The sequence below is a fragment of the Streptomyces sp. NPDC001002 genome (assembly GCF_053599215.1).
This window is the reverse complement of the sequence record NZ_JBSFLV010000008.1, coordinates 91,858-111,881: the sequence shown is the minus strand read 5'-3', so window position 1 is coordinate 111,881 and position 20,024 is coordinate 91,858. Positions and strand designations below refer to the sequence as shown.

Sequence of the window (20,024 nt, the reverse complement as noted above, 5' to 3'; positions counted from 1 at the left end):
CGGTTCGGGGTATGGGCGCCTTCCTGGGCGCCGATACCGGAACCGTACACGCAACGGCCGGGGCCGATCGACGGAAATATTCTCTCCGCCGATCGGCCCCGATCGCGTGCTGCACCGGTCAGACGCGCGGCTTCTCGCGCATCTCGTACGTCGCGATGACGTCGTCGACCTTGATGTCGTTGAAGTTGCCGAGGTTGATACCGCCCTCGAACCCTTCGCGGATCTCGGTGACGTCGTCCTTGAAGCGACGCAGCCCGGAGATGTTGAGGCTCTCCGCGATGACCTTGCCGTCGCGGACGAGGCGCGCCTTGGTGTTGCGCTTGACCTCGCCCGAGCGGACCAGGACACCGGCGATGTTGCCCAGCTTGGACGACTTGAAGACCTCGCGGATCTCCGCCGTGCCGAGCTCGACCTCCTCGTACTCCGGCTTGAGCATGCCCTTCAGGGCCGCCTCGATCTCCTCGATGGCCTGGTAGATCACCGAGTAGTACCGGACGTCGACGCCCTCGCGCTCCGCCATCTGCGCCGCTCGGCCCGCTGCGCGGACGTTGAAGCCGATGACGATCGCGTCGGAGCCGGTCGCCAGGTCGATGTCCGACTCGGTGACCGCACCCACGCCGCGGTGCAGGACGCGGATGTCGACCTCTTCGCCGACGTCGAGCTGGAGCAGCGAGGACTCGAGGGCCTCCACCGAACCGGACGCGTCGCCCTTGATGATGAGGTTGAGTTCCTGCACCAGACCGGCCTTGAGGGCCTCGTCCAGGTTCTCCAGGGAGAACCGGACTCCGCGCCGGGCGAAGTTGGCGTTGCGCTCGCGCGCCGCGCGCTTCTCGGCGATCTGACGTGCCGTGCGGTCCTCGTCGACAACCAGGAAGTTGTCGCCGGCGCCCGGGACGTTGGTGAGACCGAGGACGAGGACCGGGGTCGAGGGACCCGCCTCTTCCACGTTGTCGCCCTTGTCGTCGAGCATCGCGCGGACACGGCCGTAGGCGTCGCCGACCACCATGGTGTCGCCGACCCGCAGGGTGCCGCGCTGGACCAGGACGGTCGCGACGGCGCCGCGGCCACGGTCGAGGTGGGACTCGATCGCGATGCCCTGCGCGTCCTGCTCCGGGTTGGCCCGCAGGTCGAGCGAGGCGTCCGCGGTCAGGACCACGGCCTCAAGGAGCTGGTCGATGTTCAGACCCTGCTTGGCGGAGATGTCGACGAACATCGTGTCGCCGCCGTACTCCTCGGCCACCAGACCGAACTCGGTGAGCTGACCGCGCACCTTGGTCGGGTCGGCGCCCTCGACGTCGATCTTGTTGACCGCGACCACGATCGGCACGTCGGCCGCCTTGGCGTGGTTCAACGCCTCGATCGTCTGGGGCATCACACCGTCGTTGGCCGCCACCACGAGGATCGCGATGTCGGTCGACTTGGCACCACGGGCACGCATGGCGGTGAACGCCTCGTGACCCGGGGTGTCGATGAAGGTGATCTTGCGCTCTTCGTCGTTGACCTCGGTCGTGACCTGGTACGCGCCGATGTGCTGCGTGATACCGCCGGCCTCGCCCGCGACGACGTTCGTCTTGCGGATGGTGTCGAGGAGTCGGGTCTTACCGTGGTCGACGTGACCCATGACGGTCACGACCGGCGGACGCGCGACGAGGAACTCCTCGCCACCCTCGTCCTCGCCGAACTCGATGTCGAAGGACTCGAGCAGCTCGCGGTCCTCCTCCTCGGGGCTGACGATCTCCAGGACGAAGTTCATCTCGTCCGCGAGGAGCTTCAGCGTCTCGTCGGAGACGGACTGCGTGGCAGTGACCATCTCGCCGAGGTTCATCATCACGCCGACGAGCGACGCCGGGTTGGCGTTGATCTTCTCGGCGAAGTCGGTGAGCGAGGCACCGCGCGACAGACGGACGGACTGTCCGTTGCCACGAGGCAGCATCACACCGCCGACCGACGGGGCCTGCATGGCCTCGTACTCCTGGCGCCTCTGCCGCTTCGACTTGCGACCGCGACGCGCGGGACCACCGGGACGACCGAAGGCGCCCTGTGTGCCACCACGGCCACCCGGACCACCGGGACGACCGCCGAAGCCGGGACGGCCACCGCCGCCACCCGCCGGAGCACCCGGACGGCCGGCGAAACCGCCGCCACCGCCACCGGGACCCGCGGGACGACCGGCGAAACCGCCACCGCCGCCACCGGGACGACCGGCGAAACCGCCGCCACCGGGACGACCGCCGCCGCCACCGGGACCGCCGGGACGACCGCCGCCGCCACCGCCGGGACCACGGCCACCGGGGCCGCCGCCGGGACGCGGGTTACCCGCAGCGGGACGCTGCGGCATCATGCCGGGGTTGGGACGGTTGCCACCGGGGCCACCGCCCGGACGCGGAGCGCCGCCCTGCGGACGGGGCATGCCGCCCGGGCTCGGACGCGCGCCACCCGGAGCACCGGGACGGGGACCGCCCGAAGCACCCTGGGGACGGGGACCGCCCTGACCGGCGCCCTGCGGACGCGGAGCGCCGCCGGGAGCGCCACCCGGGCGGTCCTGGCCGCCGGGACGCGGTGCGCCACCCGGACGCGGCGCACCGGGGCGCGCCATGCCGGTGGAGCCACCGGAGGTGAAGGGGTTGTTGCCCGGACGGGGACCGGCCGGACGAGCACCGGGGCGTGCGCCCTGGCCACTCGGACGCGGAGCACCGGGACGGGCACCCTGGCCGCGGTCGCCACCGCGCTCGCCACGGTCCTGGCCGGGACCGCTCGGGCGGGAACCCGGACGCGGAGCCTGGCCGGCCGGACGCGGAGCGCCCGGACGGGGACCCGCGGCGGGTGCGCCCACGCGTTGAAGAAGTCGCCGTGGATGGATGAGGCCATGCCCGAGGCCAGTCGGAAGCCTGCCGCGTTGCCGCTGGTCGGGTAGCTGACCACGAAGGAGAGATTGGGGATGGCGACGGGGTAGGCGCCACTGCACTTGCCGTCGTAGGTGTTGGCGACATGCGACTTGTGGTCGGGACTGTCCAGGTTCTTGCCGTCCCAGCAGTCAGGGAACACGAGTTGGTGGGTGAGATGTGCGGTCGGGGCGCAGACCGGCCAGTTGCCGTCGGTGCTGCGGCCGATCTCGCCGCCTGCGCCGGCGCACCAGTACTGGCCGGGAGAACCCGCCGGAGTGGGTGTCTGCGCCTTGGCGTCGCCCGAGATCATGCGGAAGCCCTCCGGGAAGGGCAGGGTCGCCGAGGGGTCGGGCAGCCGGGAACCGTAGTAGACGATCATGTTCTCGGGCTCGATGGCCGTGTTGCCCTGGTACAGGGTGGGGATCCAGTACGCCGAGAGGTCCTCGGCAGGTGCGCAGGTGGTCGCGGTGTTGCTGCGCAGGGACTGGGCCGTGGAGAACGCGTCGGTGCTCTCGTTTCCGAAGAAGCTGTGCATGTGGGACGCGCCGGCGAGGTTCGGCAGCACGATGGGGTCGTCCTGCTTGGAGTGGCTGTAGTCGCAGGTGGCGTTGAACTCCGGAACCCGGACCACGTTGCCGGGCACGGCGGCCGGCGTCATCGCACGGAACTGCGCCACCTGGGCGTCCCACTTGGCCTGGTCGATGGGGACCCATCCTGCGGCCGGGCCGCTTCCTTCGCCCACGAAGGAGAACCAGTTGATGTTGACGAAGTCGCCGGGCTCGGTGCTGCGCAGCACGGCGAACACTGTCTGTGCGCCGGTGGGGTGGGTGGTGACGTCAGTGGTCCTGGTCGCCCAGTTCTGCCAGCCGCCGGTCGGGGCGACCTGTATGACGGCGAGCAGCGGTCCGGTCGCACTGGTGGTGCGCAGTTCGATGGTGCCCGAGCCGACCGCGGAGGCGACCCGGGCGGACACGGTCAACCGGCCGGCGGTGCCGAGGTCGACGTTGTCGAAGCGCATCCAGTCGCCGTCGGCGAGGAAGGCCGCGTTCTGGCCGCCTCCCGCGTCCGCGGTCGCCTCCAACGTGACGCCCGACTGGGCGGCGTAGGACTCGGCCTGGACAGTGACCGTGGCGGCCCGCGCCTGCTGGGCCGAGACGGTGAGGCTCAGGGCCGCGGCCAATGCGACCACCAGCGTTCCTACTAACAGCGTGTACAGACGTGCGGGATATCTGTGCATCTCACTTCCTTCACGAGCGTCGGGGGTGGAGAGCCGGCGAGCAGCGGTCGGCCGGGGGTCTCGCGGACGCCGGCGGGCGTCTACTGGAAGACCCGCACGTAGTCGACGAGCATCCTGGACGGGAAAGGAGTGCTGGAGTCGGTCGGGCCGGGCCAGTCCCCGCCGACCGCAAGGTTGAGGATCATGTAGTGCGGGTGGTCGAAGATCCACGGCCCCCGGGTCTGCTCCACCTGGGCCTTGTCCAGGGCGAGAACGGTCCGGCCGTCGAGGCTGAAGGTGATGCCCGTGCTGTTCCAGTCGGCGGCCCAGGTGTGGAAGTCGTCGGAGAAGTCGGCGTCCGAGGGCAGCTTGTACGGGGAGCCGATGCCGCCTGCGCCGTTGTAGGCCGGTGCGTGGACCGTCGAGTACGCGGTCTTCACGTCCTTGCCGAGGACTTCCATGATGTCGACCTCGCCGTTGTACGGCCACGGCCGGCCGGTCAGGAAGTCGGCGCCCATCATCCAGAAGGCGGGCCACAGTCCGTTGCCCTTGGGCACCTTGATACGGGCTTCGACGCGTCCGTAGGTGAACTGGAAGGTGGCGCCGGTGTTCATGCGCGCGGAGGTGTACTGGCATGTGGTGCTGCCGCTCAGGGGGTCGGGCGGGCACGACGATCCCGCGGTGGCCTCCTTGCGCGCTTCCATCACCAGGTGTCCCGCGCCGTCCAGTGCCGCGTTGCGGTGGTCGGTGTAGTACTCCAGCTCGTTGTTCGGCCCGGTCCCCGGATCGGCTCGCCACTTCGAGGCGTCAGGTGTGTTGCCCGCGGCGCCGTCGAAGTCGTCGCTCCACACCAGCCGCGGCGGGTTCGCGGGGTCGCTCGGCAGGGGTGGGGCCGGTGTCGGATCGCCGCCGGTGCCGTACACCTGGAACTCCCACAGGGAGTAGCCGTAGGGGGTGGCGCGTTCTGTGCCGTACATGCGCACGTAGCGGCCGGTGCCGGAGACGGCCAGCGTCTGTTTGAATCCCGTGCCGGACGTGGTCGAGTAGATGGGCGCCCAGTCCTGTCCGTTCGGCGAGACCTGGATCTGGAAGGACTTGGCGTAGGCGGGATCCCACTGCAGGACGACCTTGTCGATCTGCGCGGTCGCGCCCAGATCGACGGAGATCCAGCCCGGATCGGTCCATCCCGTGGTGGAGCTGGTCGCCCAGCGGGAGGCCGGATCGCGGTCGAAAGCCCTGGCCGGTGTGCACTCCCAGCAGTTCTGGTCGCTCTGGGACGAGGAGGCCGCGCCCGTCCTGCCGTAGGAGAGGAGAGTGCCGGCATCTCCAGGACCACCGGAGCCGTCGGCGCCGTACACCTGGAACTCCCACAGGGAGTAGCCGTACTGGGTGCCGCGCTGCGTGCCGTACATCCGGACGTAGCGGCCCGTGCCGGTCACGGTCAGGCTCTGTATGCCGCCTGGGCCTGCAGCCGTCTCATGGACCGTCGTCCAGTCCTGCGCGTCGGTCGACGTCTCGATCCTGAATGCTTTGCCGTACGCGGCCTCCCAGTTGAGGGCGACGCGGCTGATCTTCGTGCTGGCCCCGAGGTCGATCTGGATCCACTGAGGATCGGCGAAAGCGCTGGACCACCGGGTCCCGGGGTCGCCGTCGACGGCGTTGCGGGCGTCGAAGGGGCCCTCAGTGCTTGAGGCGGTGGCGGGCTTGCCTTGCGAGACCAGGACCTCTGCCGCCTGAGCGGGTGGGGCCGGCAGCGCGACGAAAGCGATCAGTGAAGCAGCGACTGCCCAGAACAGGGCAAATCTGCGCACGAGTGTTTGCACCTGCGACTCCTCAAGTGGGGATTGAGGCGAGGGAGCGTTCCCTGAGGGGAGAATGGATGGGGCGTCATGCACTGTCAAGGCTCTCAACCACAGCGAAAAATGGGTGAGATGATCGGTTGCTGAATTGAGGGAGCGGTTCCTCAGCTAGGATCGATCAAGGCGAACAGGCATCCTGTTCCGCAAAGTGAATCGGATCGCGGAGCAGGCTTATGCCGCCCGGCCTGCGGATACGCTGCTGGCATCGCCGTGACGCAGAGCCGGAGGTCGCCTTCGATGAGAAAACCCTTCCCGGGCACGCACCTGGCCGGCGGCATGGAGGACGGCCCGGCATGAAACGCCCCACTCTCGAAGTGGTCGCCGCCCGGGCGGGTGTGTCCAAGTCGAGTGTCTCCCGCGTCATCAACGGCGAGGCGACCGTCGCACCGCAGATCCGAGACGTGGTCCTGCGCGCTGTACGCGAACTCGGGTACGTGCCGAACGGGGCGGCACGCAATCTCGTCACGCGCCGCACGGACACCCTCGCCCTGGTCGTCTCCGACCCGCCGCAAGGAGTCGTCTCCGACGACCCCCTCTTCTCAGCCGTCGTTCGCCAGGTCAGCCGAGAACTGGAGGCCGCGGGCAAACGACTCGTGCTCATGCTCGCGGAATCGGACGAGAGTCGAACCAGAGTGGAGCAGTACATCGCCGGCGGGCATGTGGACGGCGTGCTCCTCGTCGCCCTGCACGGTACGGATCCACTGCCGGCCGCGCTGGCCAGGCAGGGTCTGCCCCTCGTCTCCTTCAACCGCACCTCCGCACAGGACGTCCCGTACGTGGCCCTGGACAACGCCGGCGGGGCAGCGCTGGCCGTACGTCACCTTCTGGAGCGCGGTCGGCGCAGGATCGCAACCATCACCGGACCGCTCGAACTCTACGAGGCGCGCGAACGCCTCGACGGCTACCGCCGGACGCTGCGCGACGCCGGCCGCCGCCCCATCGTGGCGCTGGGCGATTTCACCAGAGTCTCCGGTGCCGAAGCCATGCAACAGCTCCTGGACGACGAGCCCGACCTCGACGCGGTCTTCACGGCCAACGACCTGATGGCGATCGGAGCCCTGCGCACTCTCCGCCAAGCCGGACGCCGCGTCCCCGAAGACGTGGCCGTTGTCGGCTTCGACGACATCGAGGCCGCGTCGTACACCACCCCCGCGCTCACCTCGGTCCGCAGCCCGATGGCCGACCAGGCGACCGCCGCCGTCCACCTGCTCCTCGGCCTCATCAACGGCGGCCCGACGGAACCGGTGATCATGCCGAACGAACTCGTGATACGCGAATCGACCTGAAGCCCCCTGCTTTGGTGTCCCTCTGGAGGGTCGAGCACTGGTCTGTTGCGAACGGAGGTCAGGAACAGTTCCTTGATTGGGCGGTTGAGGCCGGGTCCGAACTGGTCGACGTGCCTCTGTGCGGTCATCGGCTCGACATCGGCCGTCTCGACGCCACACTGCGGCACCTAGACGCCTACCGGCTGTGCAACCCGCTGAACCCGACCGGCACCGTGCACGCTCCGCAGGAACTGCGCGCCCTGGTGGACATCGCCTCCCGGGTCCCACGGTGACCCCGCTCCTGTCCGTACCCGGTGCGGGGTCGTGTCGGAGTGACCCTGGCATCGGCGAGCAGGGCGTGGAACCCCGCTGGTCGACATGCACGGTCAGAAAGTCGTGGCTGTCGATCACCTCAGAGATACCCCGGGTCTCGATCGTGTCCGACCACGCGTCCAGATTCCGGCCCAACCACTCCGGCAGCCCGCACGGCTCGCTCACCGCGTCCCAGAAGTCGTTGAGTGTCTCGATCAACCGACCGCTGACGGCAGGCTGGTGATGCCGAGTTGCAGGAGCATGGCGAGGATGTCCTCGACGAAGGTCGCCTCGGCGATCTTGCCGTCGTGGATACGGTAGATCCCCACACCGTTCCACTTGGCCGGCTTGCCCGTGGCCTGCATCCCCATGAACGGACCGGTGTTGGTGCCACTGTTGGTGAACAGCGCGACGACGGTGTCGCCGTCGGTCAGGAACCTCTGCGGTTCCAGATGCATACCGGTGAATGCGCCGGCGGCGTTGGCCTCGGCGAACTTCCTGAAGTTCGCCAGGCCGTGGTATTCGCCAAGGCTACCTCCACGCCAGACCATGTCCTCGGTCCAGTACTGCTCCAGGGCGGTGAGATCCCCCCTGTTCAAGACGTTGTCGATGAATCCCTGGACGACGCTGATGTTGCCCTGTGCGCTCATGATGTTGCCCTTGCGGTCGGTGGATCAGACGGAGAGACGGTCGTTGAACCATGACGAGATGCGCTCGACGACGGCGCGGCCGGTGTGGGGAGCCATGTTGTTGAAGCCGTGGACGCCATTGGGCCAGACATCGAGGTCGGCATGGCTGCCGGCGGCCTGCCAACGGGCGGACATGAACAGGCTGTCGTCCAGAAGCGGATCGAGTGAGCCCACAGTGAAGAGGGCGGGCGGCAGGTCGTCCAGCTCCGCGAAGAGCGGAGAGACAGACGGGTCACGCCTCTGTTCGTCATCAAGGTCAGGAAAGGCATTGGCGATGAAGCCGCGGATCCAGTGGCTGGGGAGGACGAGGGTGGTGTGGTCGGCGAGGCGGCGGCTCGGAGTGCCACTGATGTCGTATGCGCCGTACACCAGGCTGACCCCGGCAACACGCTCTGCCACCTCGGGGTGCTGGTCACGCAGCCGCAGCAAGGTCACCGCTGCCAGGTGGCCGCCGGCCGAGGCGCCGTGCAGGAGGAGCCGATCCGTGCCGAACTCTGCGACGGCGTTCTCCGCGACCCACAAGGCTCCTGCCATGCAGTCGTCGATCGGAGCCGGGAAGGGGTGCTCGGGGGCGAGCCGGTAGTCGATGCTGACCGTTGCGATCCGGGAGTGGTCGGCGTAGTAGTCGTTGATCCAGTCGTCTTCTTGGGGCGTGCCGATGCACCAACCGCCGCCGTGAATGTCGATCATGACAGCTTTGACCGGTCCCTCCGGCCGGATGATCCGGAGCACGAGTTCCCCGTCCGGCCCGGCTATTGTCCGCTCGCTCACCGACTGCTTCAGGTCGCGAGTGAGCGCATAGTCCATTCCGCGAATCGCTGCGAGGCCTTCGCTGGTGGTGACGTCGGGATACTGCATGGACGCGGCGAGTTGCTGGTTGACGGCCGCGAGTTCGGCCGCGTCGGGGTTCGGGACGAATCCGTCAGAGCTGGTCATGGAGTTGTCTCCTTTGGTGACAGGACCGCTGCTGGAATCCGCATGTCCTGGGGCCGATCGAATGCGTGCCACATACTTAAGGGACCGCAGGTCTGTTGCCGAAAGCCGCGGACCCGGAGACTCTTGAGCGTCATGGATGATTGATCGCCGCCAGGAGTCCAGTGCGGATTCGGTGCTCACATCAGGGCTGGAAGGCGACGCCCGTCAGCCGTTCACTGTCCGCCCACAAACGGGCACCCTGCTGCGCGTCGTCCGCGCCGCGGGGGAGCTTGGCCGGCTTCGGCGTGCCGGAGGTCTGGTCGCGTCCTGCCGGGCCGATGAACTGACCGCTCTCGACTTCAGCTGCCGTGGCCGCGTACAGCGAAGGCCATGCGGCGCCCTCGGACGAGCCCATGAGGACGCGCTCGGCCAGCGGGGTGAGCATCTTGGCGAGGGCTCCGTCGCCGTGCTGCTGAAGGTTGGTCATCGCAGATCCCGGGTGAACCACCAAGGCCTTCAGGGGCGTGCCACCCGTACGCCGGGCGAGTTCCAGGGTGTAGACGATGTTGGCGCGCTTGGATTTGGCATAGGCCCCCATCCCCCGATAGCTCTTCTCGCTCATCAGGTCCTCCAGGCGCCCGATGGGCCAGCGCGCGGCGATCGCGCTGACAGTGACCACCCGAGGAGCCGGGGAACGCAGAACGGCAGGCCAAAGTTGGGCATCGAATGCGAAGTGGCCGAGGTGGTTGGTGCCGAAGGTCATCTCGAACCCGTCGCGGGTGCTCTGCCGGGTGGGCAGGTTCATGACCCCGGCGTTGTTGAACAACAGGTCGATGGTTTCGGTCTCGGCGACGCGGTTGGCCGCACCACGAACCGAGCTGAGGTCCGACAGGTCGACGACCAGGGTGTCGACCTCCGCCTTCGGCGCGGCAGCGAGCACCTCCTGAACCGCTCGGTCGAGATTGGCCTGGCTGCGTCCAGCCAGGATGATCCGCGCGCCGTGCACCGCGAGCGCACGCGCGGTCTCGAGTCCGACGCCACTGTTGCCGCCGGTGATCAGGGCTGTGCGTCCAGCCTGGTCGGGGATGGAATCTGGGGTCCAATGACTCATCGTGACCATACTCCCTTATTGAATGAACCTTCATTACCAATGAAGCAGGCCGGGTTGGTCTTTGTCAAATGAACGTTCATTACCTAGACTGGCCAGATGCGCACCAGGGATCCCGAAGCCAAGAAGCAGTTGCTCTTCGAGGCCGCGTTGGCTGAGTTCGCCGAGTTCGGCCGAGCAGGAGCACGGATCGACCGGATGGCCAAACGCGCGGGCATCAGCCCCGGGCTGGTGTACTCGTTCTACGAAGGCAAGGCCGAACTGTTCGACGCGGTCTTCGACCAGATAGTCGACATGATCGTCGCGTCCGTACCGATCGACGCTGATCGACTTCCCGAGTACGCGGGCAAACTGCACGACGCAGGCACGGCATACCCCGAGGTCATACGGTTTCTCAAGTGGTACCACCTCGAACTCGGCGATTCCTCACAGCGCGCTGCCGTGGCCACCTCCATGTCGGAAAAGGTCGCGGCCATCACTGCGGCACAACATCGCGGAACGGTAACGGCTGCGCGGCCCGCCGCACAGATCCTCGCTCTGGTGCTGACCTTGGCGAACATGTGGCACCTGCCCGGGGAGGACCTGGCAAGCCTCGTACCCGAACCTGACCGGCGCGCATTGGTGACATCTGCGGTGGAGGCGTTGGTCGCGCCCTGATTCAACCTCACGAACCACAAATGGCCGCCTCACGAGGGAGGTTGCGCCACTTCAGAGCCTCACGACGCCAACGCGATCGCGCTGCCGCACTCCCCGGCGTTGCGCCGCCGGTCGGCTGCGCAACGCCTACCCGGTGGGTGCGCGCGACGTCGAAGTAAGCATTGACGGAGCACGTCCGCCGGGCGTTCTCACGGACCTTCTCAGAGCACTGGCTAATGTGGACCTGGACACAGTTCCCGGCTCGTAGAACTGGCGCGATCAGCCGTGGATGGCGTTGAGGACGGCGGCAAGTTTTTCGGGTGCACTGATCATGGCCATGTGGCCGGTGTCGAGATCGATGACCTCGGGCCGAAGCAGCGCAATGGATCGCTGCTGGAGTTCCTCGACGTAGCACTGGTCGCGCGTGAGGTGCACGTACGTTCGGGGGATCTCGCGTCTGTAGCCACTGAGGTTCACGGGCTCGCGCAGCAGGGCGGCCGAGTCGTCGGCGAGTCGGGCCAGGGTGGATGCGGTGGTCGCCTCGTCCATGTCGTTGCACAGCATGGCGGCGGCACCCTCGCGGGTCTGGTGGTAGACGCCGTCGGCAATGGACTGCTCCACCAGACCCCGCACTCCGGGATCGATCTGGTCGAGCACCCGAGACCTGTCCGCCGGCACCACGGCCGACACGAGGACGACGTGGCGGATCCGGTCAGGCGTGAGGTCCAGGACACGCGGCACCGTTACGCCCGCGAAGGAGTGACCGACCAGTACCACGTCGCGCAGATCCTTCGCTTCGACGTCCTCGTAGACCGCATCGGCGCAGTCCGCGAGCGTGACCGAGCCCAGGTCGACGTCGGCCCTGGTCCCGCGCCCAGGAAGGTCGACCGCCAACGCTTCCGCACTGAGATGGGGGATCAGCTCGTCCCAACAGTTCGCACCAAAGCCTGCCCCATGGATGAGCACGAACGCCATGATCGACCTCCTCGTCAGCAACACCAACCGAACCGTAACTGAATTCAGTTCAGCTGTGGAGGCTTGCGGCAGAGCAAGCAAGGAGAAGCCAAGACTCGGATCTGTTGGATGCGGTCGCGCCGATGGCGACGTAGCCATGGCGGAGTGGACGATCCATGTACGAATGTTGACGAAACCGTAGCCCGCTCAGGACCTTGACGACCCATCAGGCCGGCTCTACGTTCAGCCGCACCAACCGATCCGAACGCCGTTCGGCATATCGGACAGCGCGGCTGAACACGCCGGGGTGATCATGAAGAAGATCGATCCGCAGGTGGAAGAGGCCGTCGACACGCTCAGCCTGAACGGGCTGGCAAGACGGCGGCTACTGAGCGGCGCCGGAATGGTGAGCGCCTCGGCCGCCGCGGCTGCCTTGTTGTCCGCCTGCTCAGCCAGCAACAAGAGCGACGACAACAAGTCCGGCGACGGTGTCGGCGACTTCCCGAAGACACCGAAGTGGAGGTTCGTGTTCGTCAACCACGTCACGACGAACCCGTTCTTCACTCCGACGCAATACGGCGCGGGCGACGCCTGCGCGCTTCTGGGCGCCTCGTTCCAGTGGACCGGCTCGAAGGACTCGAGCGTCCCGGAAATGGTCAGCACCATGTCCTCGGCCGTCTCCGCGAAGGCCGACGGCATCGCGGTGGCGGTCGTCGACAAGAACGCCTTCAAGTCGCCCGTCGACAAAGCCCTGGACGCCGGAATCCCGACCGTCTCCTACAACGCGGACGGCGCGAAGGGGGATCCGGGGACGAGCCGACTCTGTTACATCGGCCAGGACCTCTATCAGTCCGGGGTCGAGCTGGGCCGCCGCATCGCCTCGGTGATGCCTTCCGGCGGAGACGCGGTCGGGTTCATCGCCACCCCGGGCGCGCTCAACATCCAGCCGCGCATCGACGGGGCCACCGACGCGATCAAGGCGTCCGGCAAGTCCATCAACTTCAAGTCGGTCGCCAGCGGCGCGGAGCTGCCTCAGGAGCTGTCGACCATCGACGCGTACGCCAGCGGACACAAAGGTCTCAAGGGCCTGTTCGCGGTCGACGCGGGCTCGACGGAGAGCGTCGGGAAGGTCGTGAAGAAGTACGGCCTCAAGAAGAAGGGCGTGGTCGCGGGCGGCTTCGACCTGAACCCGAACACCCTCACCGCAATCAAAGCGGGTGACCTCGACTTCACCATCGATCAACAGCCCTATCTGCAGGGCTTCCTGAGCGTGCTGTACCTGTGGATGTACAAGCTGTCCGGCGGCCTGGTGATCCCGAGTGTCACCGACACCGGGCTGCTCTTCGTGACCAAGGACAACGTCGACCCGTATCTGCAGACCAAGACCCGCTACGAGGGTTCCAGCACGAAGCAGCAGCTGATCAAGCGCTCCGGCGCCATAGGACACGCATGAGCGAGCGGGTCGTGCAGCACGCGACCGGCGGGAAGACCGCCGCCGGCACCCCGCCGGTGAGGCGGTCCGGTCCGCTGCGCCTGGCCTTCGAGACGTTCGTCATCCGCCGCGAGGCCACCATCTTCATCATCGCGGTGGCCCTGCTGGTGTACTTCTGGTCCAACAACTCCGACTTCCTGGCCCGCAGCAACCTGGTCAACCTCTCCCAGCAGACGGCGCCGTACGCGATCATCGCGGCGGGCATGGTGCTGCTCCTGGTCAGCGGGGAGATCGATCTGTCGGTGGGCGCCGTCTTCGCGCTGTCGCCGTTCCTGATGCACTACATGATCGACTACTACGGCACGTACCCGATCATCGCCATCATTGGCTCGGTACTGGCCGGCGCCGTCATCGGTCTCGCCAACGGCTTCGTGGTGGTCGTGCTCAAGGTGCCGTCGTTCGTCGCCACGCTGGGCATGCTCTTCTTCATCCTGGGCATCATGCTGACCACGTCGCACGCCTACCCGGCGCAGATCCCCGAGGCGGCGCACGGGGTGCGCGGCTGGTTCGGACAGTCGGACTGGTCGGAACTGATCTGGTGCCTGATCATCGTCGCGTTCTTCCACGTGGTACTCACCCGTTCGCGCTGGGGCCTGCACACCATAGCCACCGGCGGCAATCCGCTCGGCGCGAGCGAGGCCGGCATCAAGACCGGCCGCATCAAGTTCGGCAACTTCATGGCCACCAGCGCCCTCGGCGCCTTCGCCGGCATCCTGGAGGCCTTCCGCGTCGACTCGATCGACCCGACCTCCGCGGGTGCGGACGGCGCCTCCCCCATGTTCACCGCCGTCTCCGCCGCGGTCATCGGCGGTACGGCGCTGGCCGGCGGCTCGGGGACGGTCGTCGGAGCACTGCTCGGCGCGCTCGTCCTCGCGGAGCTGCGCAACGGACTGAACTTCATCGGCATCAACGCCAACCCGTTCAACATCATCCTCGGTGCGGCGATCATCCTCTCCATGGTGCTCAACGTGTACCTGGCCGGACTGCGAAGGGCAGGCCGCCGATGAGCGGGACGACCGGGCCGACGCCGCCGCCGGCGCTCTCCGTGGAGCACATGAGCAAGGGCTTCGGCGCGGTCACCGCGCTACGGGACGTGAACCTGCGCCTGGACAAGGGCGAAGTACTCGCCCTTGTCGGTGACAACGGCGCCGGAAAGTCAACCCTGTTGAAGATCCTCTGCGGCTTCCACCGGCCCGATGCCGGCCGCATCCTCCTGAACGGCGAGGAGGTGACGCTCAAGTCGGTCGACCATGCCCGCTCGCTCGGCATCGACGCGGTGTACCAGGACCTGGCGCTGGTGAACGAGCTGACGGTCTACCACAACATGTTCCTGAACCGGGAGAAGATCGGCCCCACCCGGCTGTTGAACAATCGCGCGATGCGCAGGATCGCCCAGGAGCACCTGGACGAGATGGGGGTGAACATCCCGTCGGTCGATGTCGAGGTCGCCAAGCTCTCCGGCGGACAGCGCCAGGCCATCGCCGTGGCCCGCTCGGTCTATTCCGAGGCCAGGGTCCTCCTGCTCGACGAACCCCTGGCCGCGATGGGCGCCAAGGAGGGCGCACTCATTCTCGACCTGGTCAACGACCTCAAGGCCCGCGGCGAGGTCTCCGTCATCATCATCGCTCACAACTACGCCCAGGTCTTCGAGGTCTGCGACCGGGTCAACCTGCTTCAGCACGGCGAGATCACCTTCGACAAGCGCACGTCGGAGACGTCGGTGGCCGAACTGACCGACCTGGTGGTCGAGGAGTACCGCAAGTCGCGTACCAGATAGGCGTCTTCGGGCGGAGCCGCGCCGCAGCGAGTGCGCCGGAGGTCGGGAAGCCGGCGTTCGCCGGGCCAGGATCCCGGCATCCCGACCGTGGAACAGGCCGACCAGGGTGCCGACTTCGGTTTCCTGCGCGGCAGCCGTGGACACGAGGTCCCTCGTGACTCCCCCACCGAGCCCGCGCGCGGGGACCGTATCCCTTTGATCCACAGGAGAGCATCGATCGTGGAATCGGCAGCAGCGCGCCCTCGTCCCGTCCTCACACCCGGCTCCGTCCTGCCGGAGGACGCCGACCGGGCCGCCCTCGTGGCGCGCGTCCACGACCCGGAATGCGACGGACCGTGTGTGGCCGCGGTCCGCGGCGAGGAGGTCGTCGACCTGACGGCCGTGACACCCACCGTCTCCGACCTCGTGGATCGCGACGACGCGGCGGCAGTCGTCCGCGAGACCGTCGGCGGACAAGTCTGGCGTCTGGAGCAGCTGTTGGAGGCACCGGCCGGGCGCCGTGACGTTCCGCATCTGCTGGCCCCCATCGACCTGCAGGTGATCAAGGCCGCGGGCGTGACCTTCGCCGGGAGTCTGCTGGAACGCGTCATCGAAGAGCGCACGGGCGGCGATCCGGCGCAGGCCGCGCGGGTGCGGGCCCGCGTCGGGCAGGTGGTGGGCGGAACGCTCGCCGGCATCCGTCCCGGATCGCCCGAAGCGGACAAGGCCAAGGAACTCCTCGTCGCCGAAGGGCTGTGGTCGCAGTACCTGGAGGTCGGGATCGGGCCGGACCCCGAGGTGTTCACCAAGGCGCCTGTACTGTCCGCGGTCGGCACCGGCGCCGACGTGGGAGTGCTCGGCGCCTCGGTGTGGAACAACCCCGAGCCCGAGGTCGTCCTCGTCGTGGACTCACACGGCCGGGTACGCGGCGCGACGCTCGGCAACGACGTCAACCTCCGCGACATCGAGGGCCGCAGCGCCCTGCTGCTGTCGCGCGCGAAGGACAACAACGCCTCCTGCGCGATCGGCCCGTTCCTGCGCCTGCTCGACGAGGGCTTCGACCTCGACACCGTGCGAGAGCTCGACATCGACCTGCGGATCGACGGCACGGACGGCTACGTACTGCACGGCAGCAGTTCCATGCGGGAGATCAGCCGCGACGTACTGGACCTGGTGGCCGCCACACGCGGTCCGCATCACCAGTACCCGGACGGCTTCGTACTGTTCACCGGAACACTGTTCGCTCCCACCGAGGACCGAAGGGCACCTGGCGCGGGATTCACCCACGAGTACGGCGACGTCGTGCGGATCTCCAGCCCGCGGCTCGGCGCTCTGGTCAACACCGTCGTCACCAGCGAGCAGGCCGCTCCGTGGACGTCCGGCGTACGGGCGCTGATGCGCAACCTCGCCCGGCGCGGCGTGCTCTGAGCGGACCAGGGCTCCTGTGGCCGTCACCGCGTTCGGGGGCCGTGGGCGCAGCGCGCGCCGCCGATCCTGCGACGCGCGCTGCGCACCCCCCGTTCATGCCCGGGCGACCGGCTCCTGCCCGATCGTGGTGTGCAGGCGCCGTGTGTGATCCACGTGGCGCTCGGCTCCGGTCAACGTGACCTGGGCTGTCAGGCGCGGGTCCGCGCTGGAGGCGGCCAGCCGCAGTTCCAGCTCGCCCGGTTCGACGACGCGCCGGCCGTCGCGTCCGGTGAAGGAGGCGAGTTCGGCCGGGACCGTGACGTGGATGCGGCGGGCCTCGCCCGGCTCCAGTTCGACCCGGGTGTAGCCGACGAGACGCTGCACGGGCTGGACGACGGAGGCAACCGGGTCGTGCAGATAGAGCTGGACGACCTCGGTTCCGGACCGCCCGCCTGTGTTGCGGACGGTGAAGGCGAGGGCGAACTCGCCGTCCGTCGGGGCCTCTTGGGAGTCCACGTTCAGGTCCGTCCAGTCGAACCGTGTATAGGACAGGCCGTGGCCGAAGGCGAACGCGGGGGTCGGGTCCATGCTGGAGACCTCATTGGCATGCGCGAGCCGCGCCCCGAGGTATGTGGCCGGCTGGGAGCCCGGCCCGCGCGGCACGCTGACCGGGAGACGTCCGGAGGGATTGGTCCGCCCGCTGAGCACCCCGGCGATCGCGTGGGTCCCCTCCTCCCCCGGAAAGAAGGACTGCACGATCGCAGCGGACTCCTCCACGGCGCGGCCCAGGGCGTACGGGCGTCCCGCGAGCAGGACGGTGACCACGGGTGTCTCCAAGTCGAGCAGGGCGTCGAGGAGTTGCTGCTGCGCACCGGGCAGCACCAGCGCCTCGACATCGCATCCCTCACCACTCGTGCCCCGCCCGAAGAGCCCGGCGCGATCGCCGAGTACCACCAGGGCGACGTCGGCCTCACGAGCCGCCTGGGCGGCCTCGTCGATGCCGGAGAGGTCTCCGTCGTCGATTCCGGTGCCGCGGACGACCGTGATCTCGGCGTCGGGGAACTCGGCGGCGAGTGTGTCGCGCAGTGTGGGCAGTTCGATGCCGAGTGGGGTGTCGGGGTGGCGGACGCCGATGTGCTGGGGGAAGGAGTAGCAGCCCAGTACGGCGACGGGCTCGTCGGCGTTGGGGCCCAGCAGCGCGATGCGGCGCGGCCTTCCGAGCGGCAGGGTGCCGTCGTTGCTGAGCAGCACGACCGCCTTCTCGGCGACCGTGCGGGCCAGCGCGCGGTTCTCCGGGCCGTCCAGGTCGATGCGACCGCGCAGGGCGGCCGGATCGGCCAGGTCCGCCCCGTCGAGGGCGGCCGGCACGGGGTTCCAGTCCGGGTCGAGCAGGCCGAGCATCGCCTTCTGGGTGAGTGTCCGACGCAGGGCGCGATCGACCAGCGCCTCCGGGACACGGCCGTCGGCCACGGCCTCGGCCAGGGGCGCGCCGTATGTCTTGACGTTGGGCAGTTCGACGTCGATGCCCGCACACAGCGCCGTGCCGGCGGCGCCGGACCAGTCGGCCGCGACACCGTGCAGGGTCTTGAGGAAGGCGATGGCGAAGTAGTCGGCGACGACGGTGCCGTCGAAGCCCCACGTGTCGCGCAGCAGCCCGGTGAGCAGATCCTCGTCGGCCGCGGAGGGCATGCCGTCGGTGTCGGTGTAGGCGTTCATCACCGACCGGGCGCCGCTTTCACGGATCGCCATCTCGAAAGGTGGCAGCAGAACGTCGGCGCGCTCGCGCGGCCCCATGGAGGAGGGGGCGAGGTTGCGCCCGGCGCGAGAGGCCGAGTATCCGACGAAGTGCTTGAGGGTGGCGACGATTCCGGCGGATTCGAGGCCCTGCACGTATGCCGTCGCGATGGTGCCGACGAGGTACGGGTCCTCGCCGATGGTCTCCTCGACCCGGCCCCAGCGGGCATCGCGTACGACGTCGAGTACGGGCGCGAGTCCCTGGTGGACGCCGACGGCACGCATGTCGCGGCCGATGGCCGCGGCCATGCGCCGCACCGTGTCGGGATCGAAGGTGGCCCCCCAGGACAGCGGAACGGGGTAGGCAGTCGCCCCCCAGGCCGCGAAGCCGGCCAGACATTCGTCGTGCGCGAGAGCAGGGATGCCGAACCGGTTCGTGGCGGCGATACGGGTCTGGGTACGGGCCAGGGAGAGCGCGCCCAGGGCGGGGTCGACCGGGACCGTGCCGAAGGGCCGGGTCAGCTGGCCCAGTCCCGTGGGCAGGAGTGCGTCAAGATCGACGGCCTCCTCCATGTCGTGCTGGTGGGGCGCCACTTCACCGCCCTGGTCGGAGGCGCCCACCCACACTCCGTACAGCTGGGCGGTCTTCTCCTGAAGGGTCATCGCGTCGATCAGAGCGTCGACTCTTGTGGCGACGGGCACGCCGGGGTCGTTCCAGAGGGAGATTCCGGGGATGTTCTCTACGGCCACGTTGGCGTTCACTTTCCTCCCACGTGCGTCAGACCCTTGGCCGGGACGCGACGGGCGAACAGGTGGACGAGCAGGACTCAGGACGGGGCAGATCGCGTCCGGGCCTCCGGCAGAGGCCCGGATCCGTGCGTCGCCGGGCCATCGGTCGGTCAACGGCTGAATCCGGCGGTCAGTCCGCTCAGCAGCTGGCGGCGGCCGAACGCGTACAGCACCAGGACGGGCAGCGTGGTGAGGACGACGGCGGCGAGAACGGCGGGGACATTGACCCCGTACTGACCCTGGAAGGTCCACAGCGCCAGCGGCAGGGTCCGGCGGTCCGGGCTCTGGGTGAGGATCAGCGGCAGCAGGAACCCGTTCCAGATGGTCAGCGAGTTGAAGATGGTCACGGTGAGGATGGCCGGCCGGGTCAGCGGTGCCGCCAGCCGCCACAGGGTCGTCCATTCGCTGGCGCCGTCGACCCGCATCGAGTCGAACAGCTCTTTGGGCACGTCGCGGATGAAGTTGGTGAGCACCAGCACCGACAGCGGGATCGCGAAGGCGATCGACGGGAGGATCAGTGCCAGCAGATTGTCATAGAGGTGCATTTTGATGATGATCAGGTAGACCGGGATCACCGTCGCCTGCAGCGGGATGGCCAGGCCCATGAGAAACAGCCCGTTCATCACGCGAAGGACCCGCATGCGCCAACCGCGAACGATCGCGTAGGCCGCCATGAAGGAGATCACGACCGCCGGCACCACGGCGCCGGCGGTGACCACGACGCTGTTCAGGAAGTAGCGGAGGAAGTCGTTCTCCATGACGAACCGGTAGTTGTCCAGCGTCGGGTCGCTCGAAGGCACCAGTGGGTTGCTCGCGTAGTAGCGGCTCTTGGCCTTGAAGCTGGTGATGAGGGTCCAGTACAGGGGTACGGCGACGATGACGAGCCAAAGCCAGCCGGCCAGGCCGCCGGCCCAGTTGCGGCGGCCGGCCGTCCGACGCGGGCGGCGTTGCCGCTCGCGGTGGGTGGTCTTCTGTGGTTGTCGCGACTCGGTCAGGGTGGTGGTCAC

At 68.2% G+C, this 20,024-nt stretch carries 14 protein-coding genes and 2 pseudogenes; 7 read left to right on the top strand and 9 right to left on the bottom strand.

Annotated elements, in window-relative coordinates:
* Positions 1-118: 118 nt before the first annotated feature.
* The 3 genes and pseudogenes from infB to ACWDR3_RS06790 form a co-directional block, all read right to left on the bottom strand.
* Positions 119-2,957, bottom strand: a pseudogene (gene infB, locus ACWDR3_RS06800) (translation initiation factor IF-2); the annotation flags it as partial.
* Positions 2,890-4,122 (bottom strand): annotated as a pseudogene (locus ACWDR3_RS06795) (DUF1996 domain-containing protein); the annotation flags it as partial. The pseudogenes ACWDR3_RS06795 and infB, both read right to left, overlap by 68 nt.
* Positions 4,123-4,202: 80 nt before the next feature.
* Positions 4,203-5,912: a discoidin domain-containing protein gene (locus ACWDR3_RS06790; RefSeq protein ID WP_450351387.1), complete on the bottom strand. Its 1,710-nt coding sequence runs from the start codon at positions 5,910-5,912 to the stop codon at positions 4,203-4,205.
* Between the two features lie 341 nt (positions 5,913-6,253).
* Here ACWDR3_RS06790 and ACWDR3_RS06785 point away from each other — a divergent pair, with 341 nt between their 5' ends.
* On the top strand, positions 6,254-7,246 hold the full coding sequence (locus ACWDR3_RS06785) for a LacI family DNA-binding transcriptional regulator (RefSeq protein WP_450351385.1): 993 nt from the start codon (positions 6,254-6,256) through the stop codon (positions 7,244-7,246).
* 110 nt (positions 7,247-7,356) lie between these two features.
* The gene (locus tag ACWDR3_RS06780) at positions 7,357-7,518 is read left to right on the top strand and encodes a hypothetical protein (protein ID WP_450351383.1); all 162 of its coding nucleotides are present in this window, start codon (positions 7,357-7,359) and stop codon (positions 7,516-7,518) included.
* A gap of 234 nt (positions 7,519-7,752) precedes the next feature.
* Here the strand turns inward: ACWDR3_RS06780 and ACWDR3_RS06775 are convergent, their stop codons facing one another.
* The 3 genes from ACWDR3_RS06775 to ACWDR3_RS06765 form a co-directional block, all read right to left on the bottom strand.
* The gene (locus ACWDR3_RS06775) at positions 7,753-8,187 is read right to left on the bottom strand and encodes an ester cyclase (RefSeq protein WP_450351381.1); all 435 of its coding nucleotides are present in this window, start codon (positions 8,185-8,187) and stop codon (positions 7,753-7,755) included.
* Between the two features lie 24 nt (positions 8,188-8,211).
* Positions 8,212-9,162: an alpha/beta hydrolase gene (locus ACWDR3_RS06770; protein WP_450351379.1), complete on the bottom strand. Its 951-nt coding sequence runs from the start codon at positions 9,160-9,162 to the stop codon at positions 8,212-8,214.
* A gap of 181 nt (positions 9,163-9,343) precedes the next feature.
* On the bottom strand, positions 9,344-10,252 hold the full coding sequence (locus ACWDR3_RS06765) for an oxidoreductase (RefSeq protein WP_450351377.1): 909 nt from the start codon (positions 10,250-10,252) through the stop codon (positions 9,344-9,346).
* Positions 10,253-10,348: 96 nt separating this feature from the next.
* Here ACWDR3_RS06765 and ACWDR3_RS06760 point away from each other — a divergent pair, with 96 nt between their 5' ends.
* Positions 10,349-10,906 carry a TetR family transcriptional regulator gene (locus ACWDR3_RS06760; RefSeq protein WP_450351375.1) on the top strand — a complete coding sequence of 186 codons (558 nt, stop codon included), beginning with the start codon at positions 10,349-10,351 and terminating at the stop codon, positions 10,904-10,906.
* Positions 10,907-11,164: 258 nt separating this feature from the next.
* Here ACWDR3_RS06760 and ACWDR3_RS06755 read toward each other — a convergent pair whose 3' ends face one another.
* On the bottom strand, positions 11,165-11,860 hold the full coding sequence (locus ACWDR3_RS06755; RefSeq protein ID WP_450351373.1) for an alpha/beta fold hydrolase: 696 nt from the start codon (positions 11,858-11,860) through the stop codon (positions 11,165-11,167).
* A gap of 292 nt (positions 11,861-12,152) precedes the next feature.
* On the opposite strand from ACWDR3_RS06755, the gene ACWDR3_RS06750 reads away from it, so the two are divergent.
* The 4 genes from ACWDR3_RS06750 to ACWDR3_RS06735 all read left to right on the top strand — a co-directional run bounded on the left by ACWDR3_RS06750 (position 12,153) and on the right by ACWDR3_RS06735 (position 16,515).
* Positions 12,153-13,292, top strand: a complete 1,140-nt coding sequence (locus ACWDR3_RS06750) for a substrate-binding domain-containing protein (protein WP_450351371.1) — start codon at positions 12,153-12,155, stop codon at positions 13,290-13,292.
* On the top strand, positions 13,289-14,338 hold the full coding sequence (locus tag ACWDR3_RS06745) for an ABC transporter permease (RefSeq protein ID WP_450351369.1): 1,050 nt from the start codon (positions 13,289-13,291) through the stop codon (positions 14,336-14,338). Before ACWDR3_RS06750 ends, ACWDR3_RS06745 begins: the two co-directional genes overlap by 4 nt.
* Positions 14,335-15,108, top strand: coding sequence for an ATP-binding cassette domain-containing protein (locus ACWDR3_RS06740; RefSeq protein ID WP_450351367.1), 774 nt, complete (start codon positions 14,335-14,337; stop codon positions 15,106-15,108). Before ACWDR3_RS06745 ends, ACWDR3_RS06740 begins: the two co-directional genes overlap by 4 nt.
* A 219-nt stretch (positions 15,109-15,327) precedes the next feature.
* Positions 15,328-16,515: a fumarylacetoacetate hydrolase family protein gene (locus ACWDR3_RS06735; RefSeq protein ID WP_450351411.1), complete on the top strand. Its 1,188-nt coding sequence runs from the start codon at positions 15,328-15,330 to the stop codon at positions 16,513-16,515.
* Positions 16,516-16,608: 93 nt separating this feature from the next.
* On the opposite strand, the gene ACWDR3_RS06730 is transcribed toward ACWDR3_RS06735, so the two are convergent.
* Entirely contained in the window at positions 16,609-18,990 is a 2,382-nt protein-coding gene (locus ACWDR3_RS06730; RefSeq protein WP_450351366.1) for a beta-xylosidase/alpha-l-arabinosidase, read from the bottom strand.
* A 137-nt stretch (positions 18,991-19,127) separates the two neighbouring features.
* Positions 19,128-20,024: a carbohydrate ABC transporter permease gene (locus ACWDR3_RS06725; protein WP_450351364.1), complete on the bottom strand. Its 897-nt coding sequence runs from the start codon at positions 20,022-20,024 to the stop codon at positions 19,128-19,130.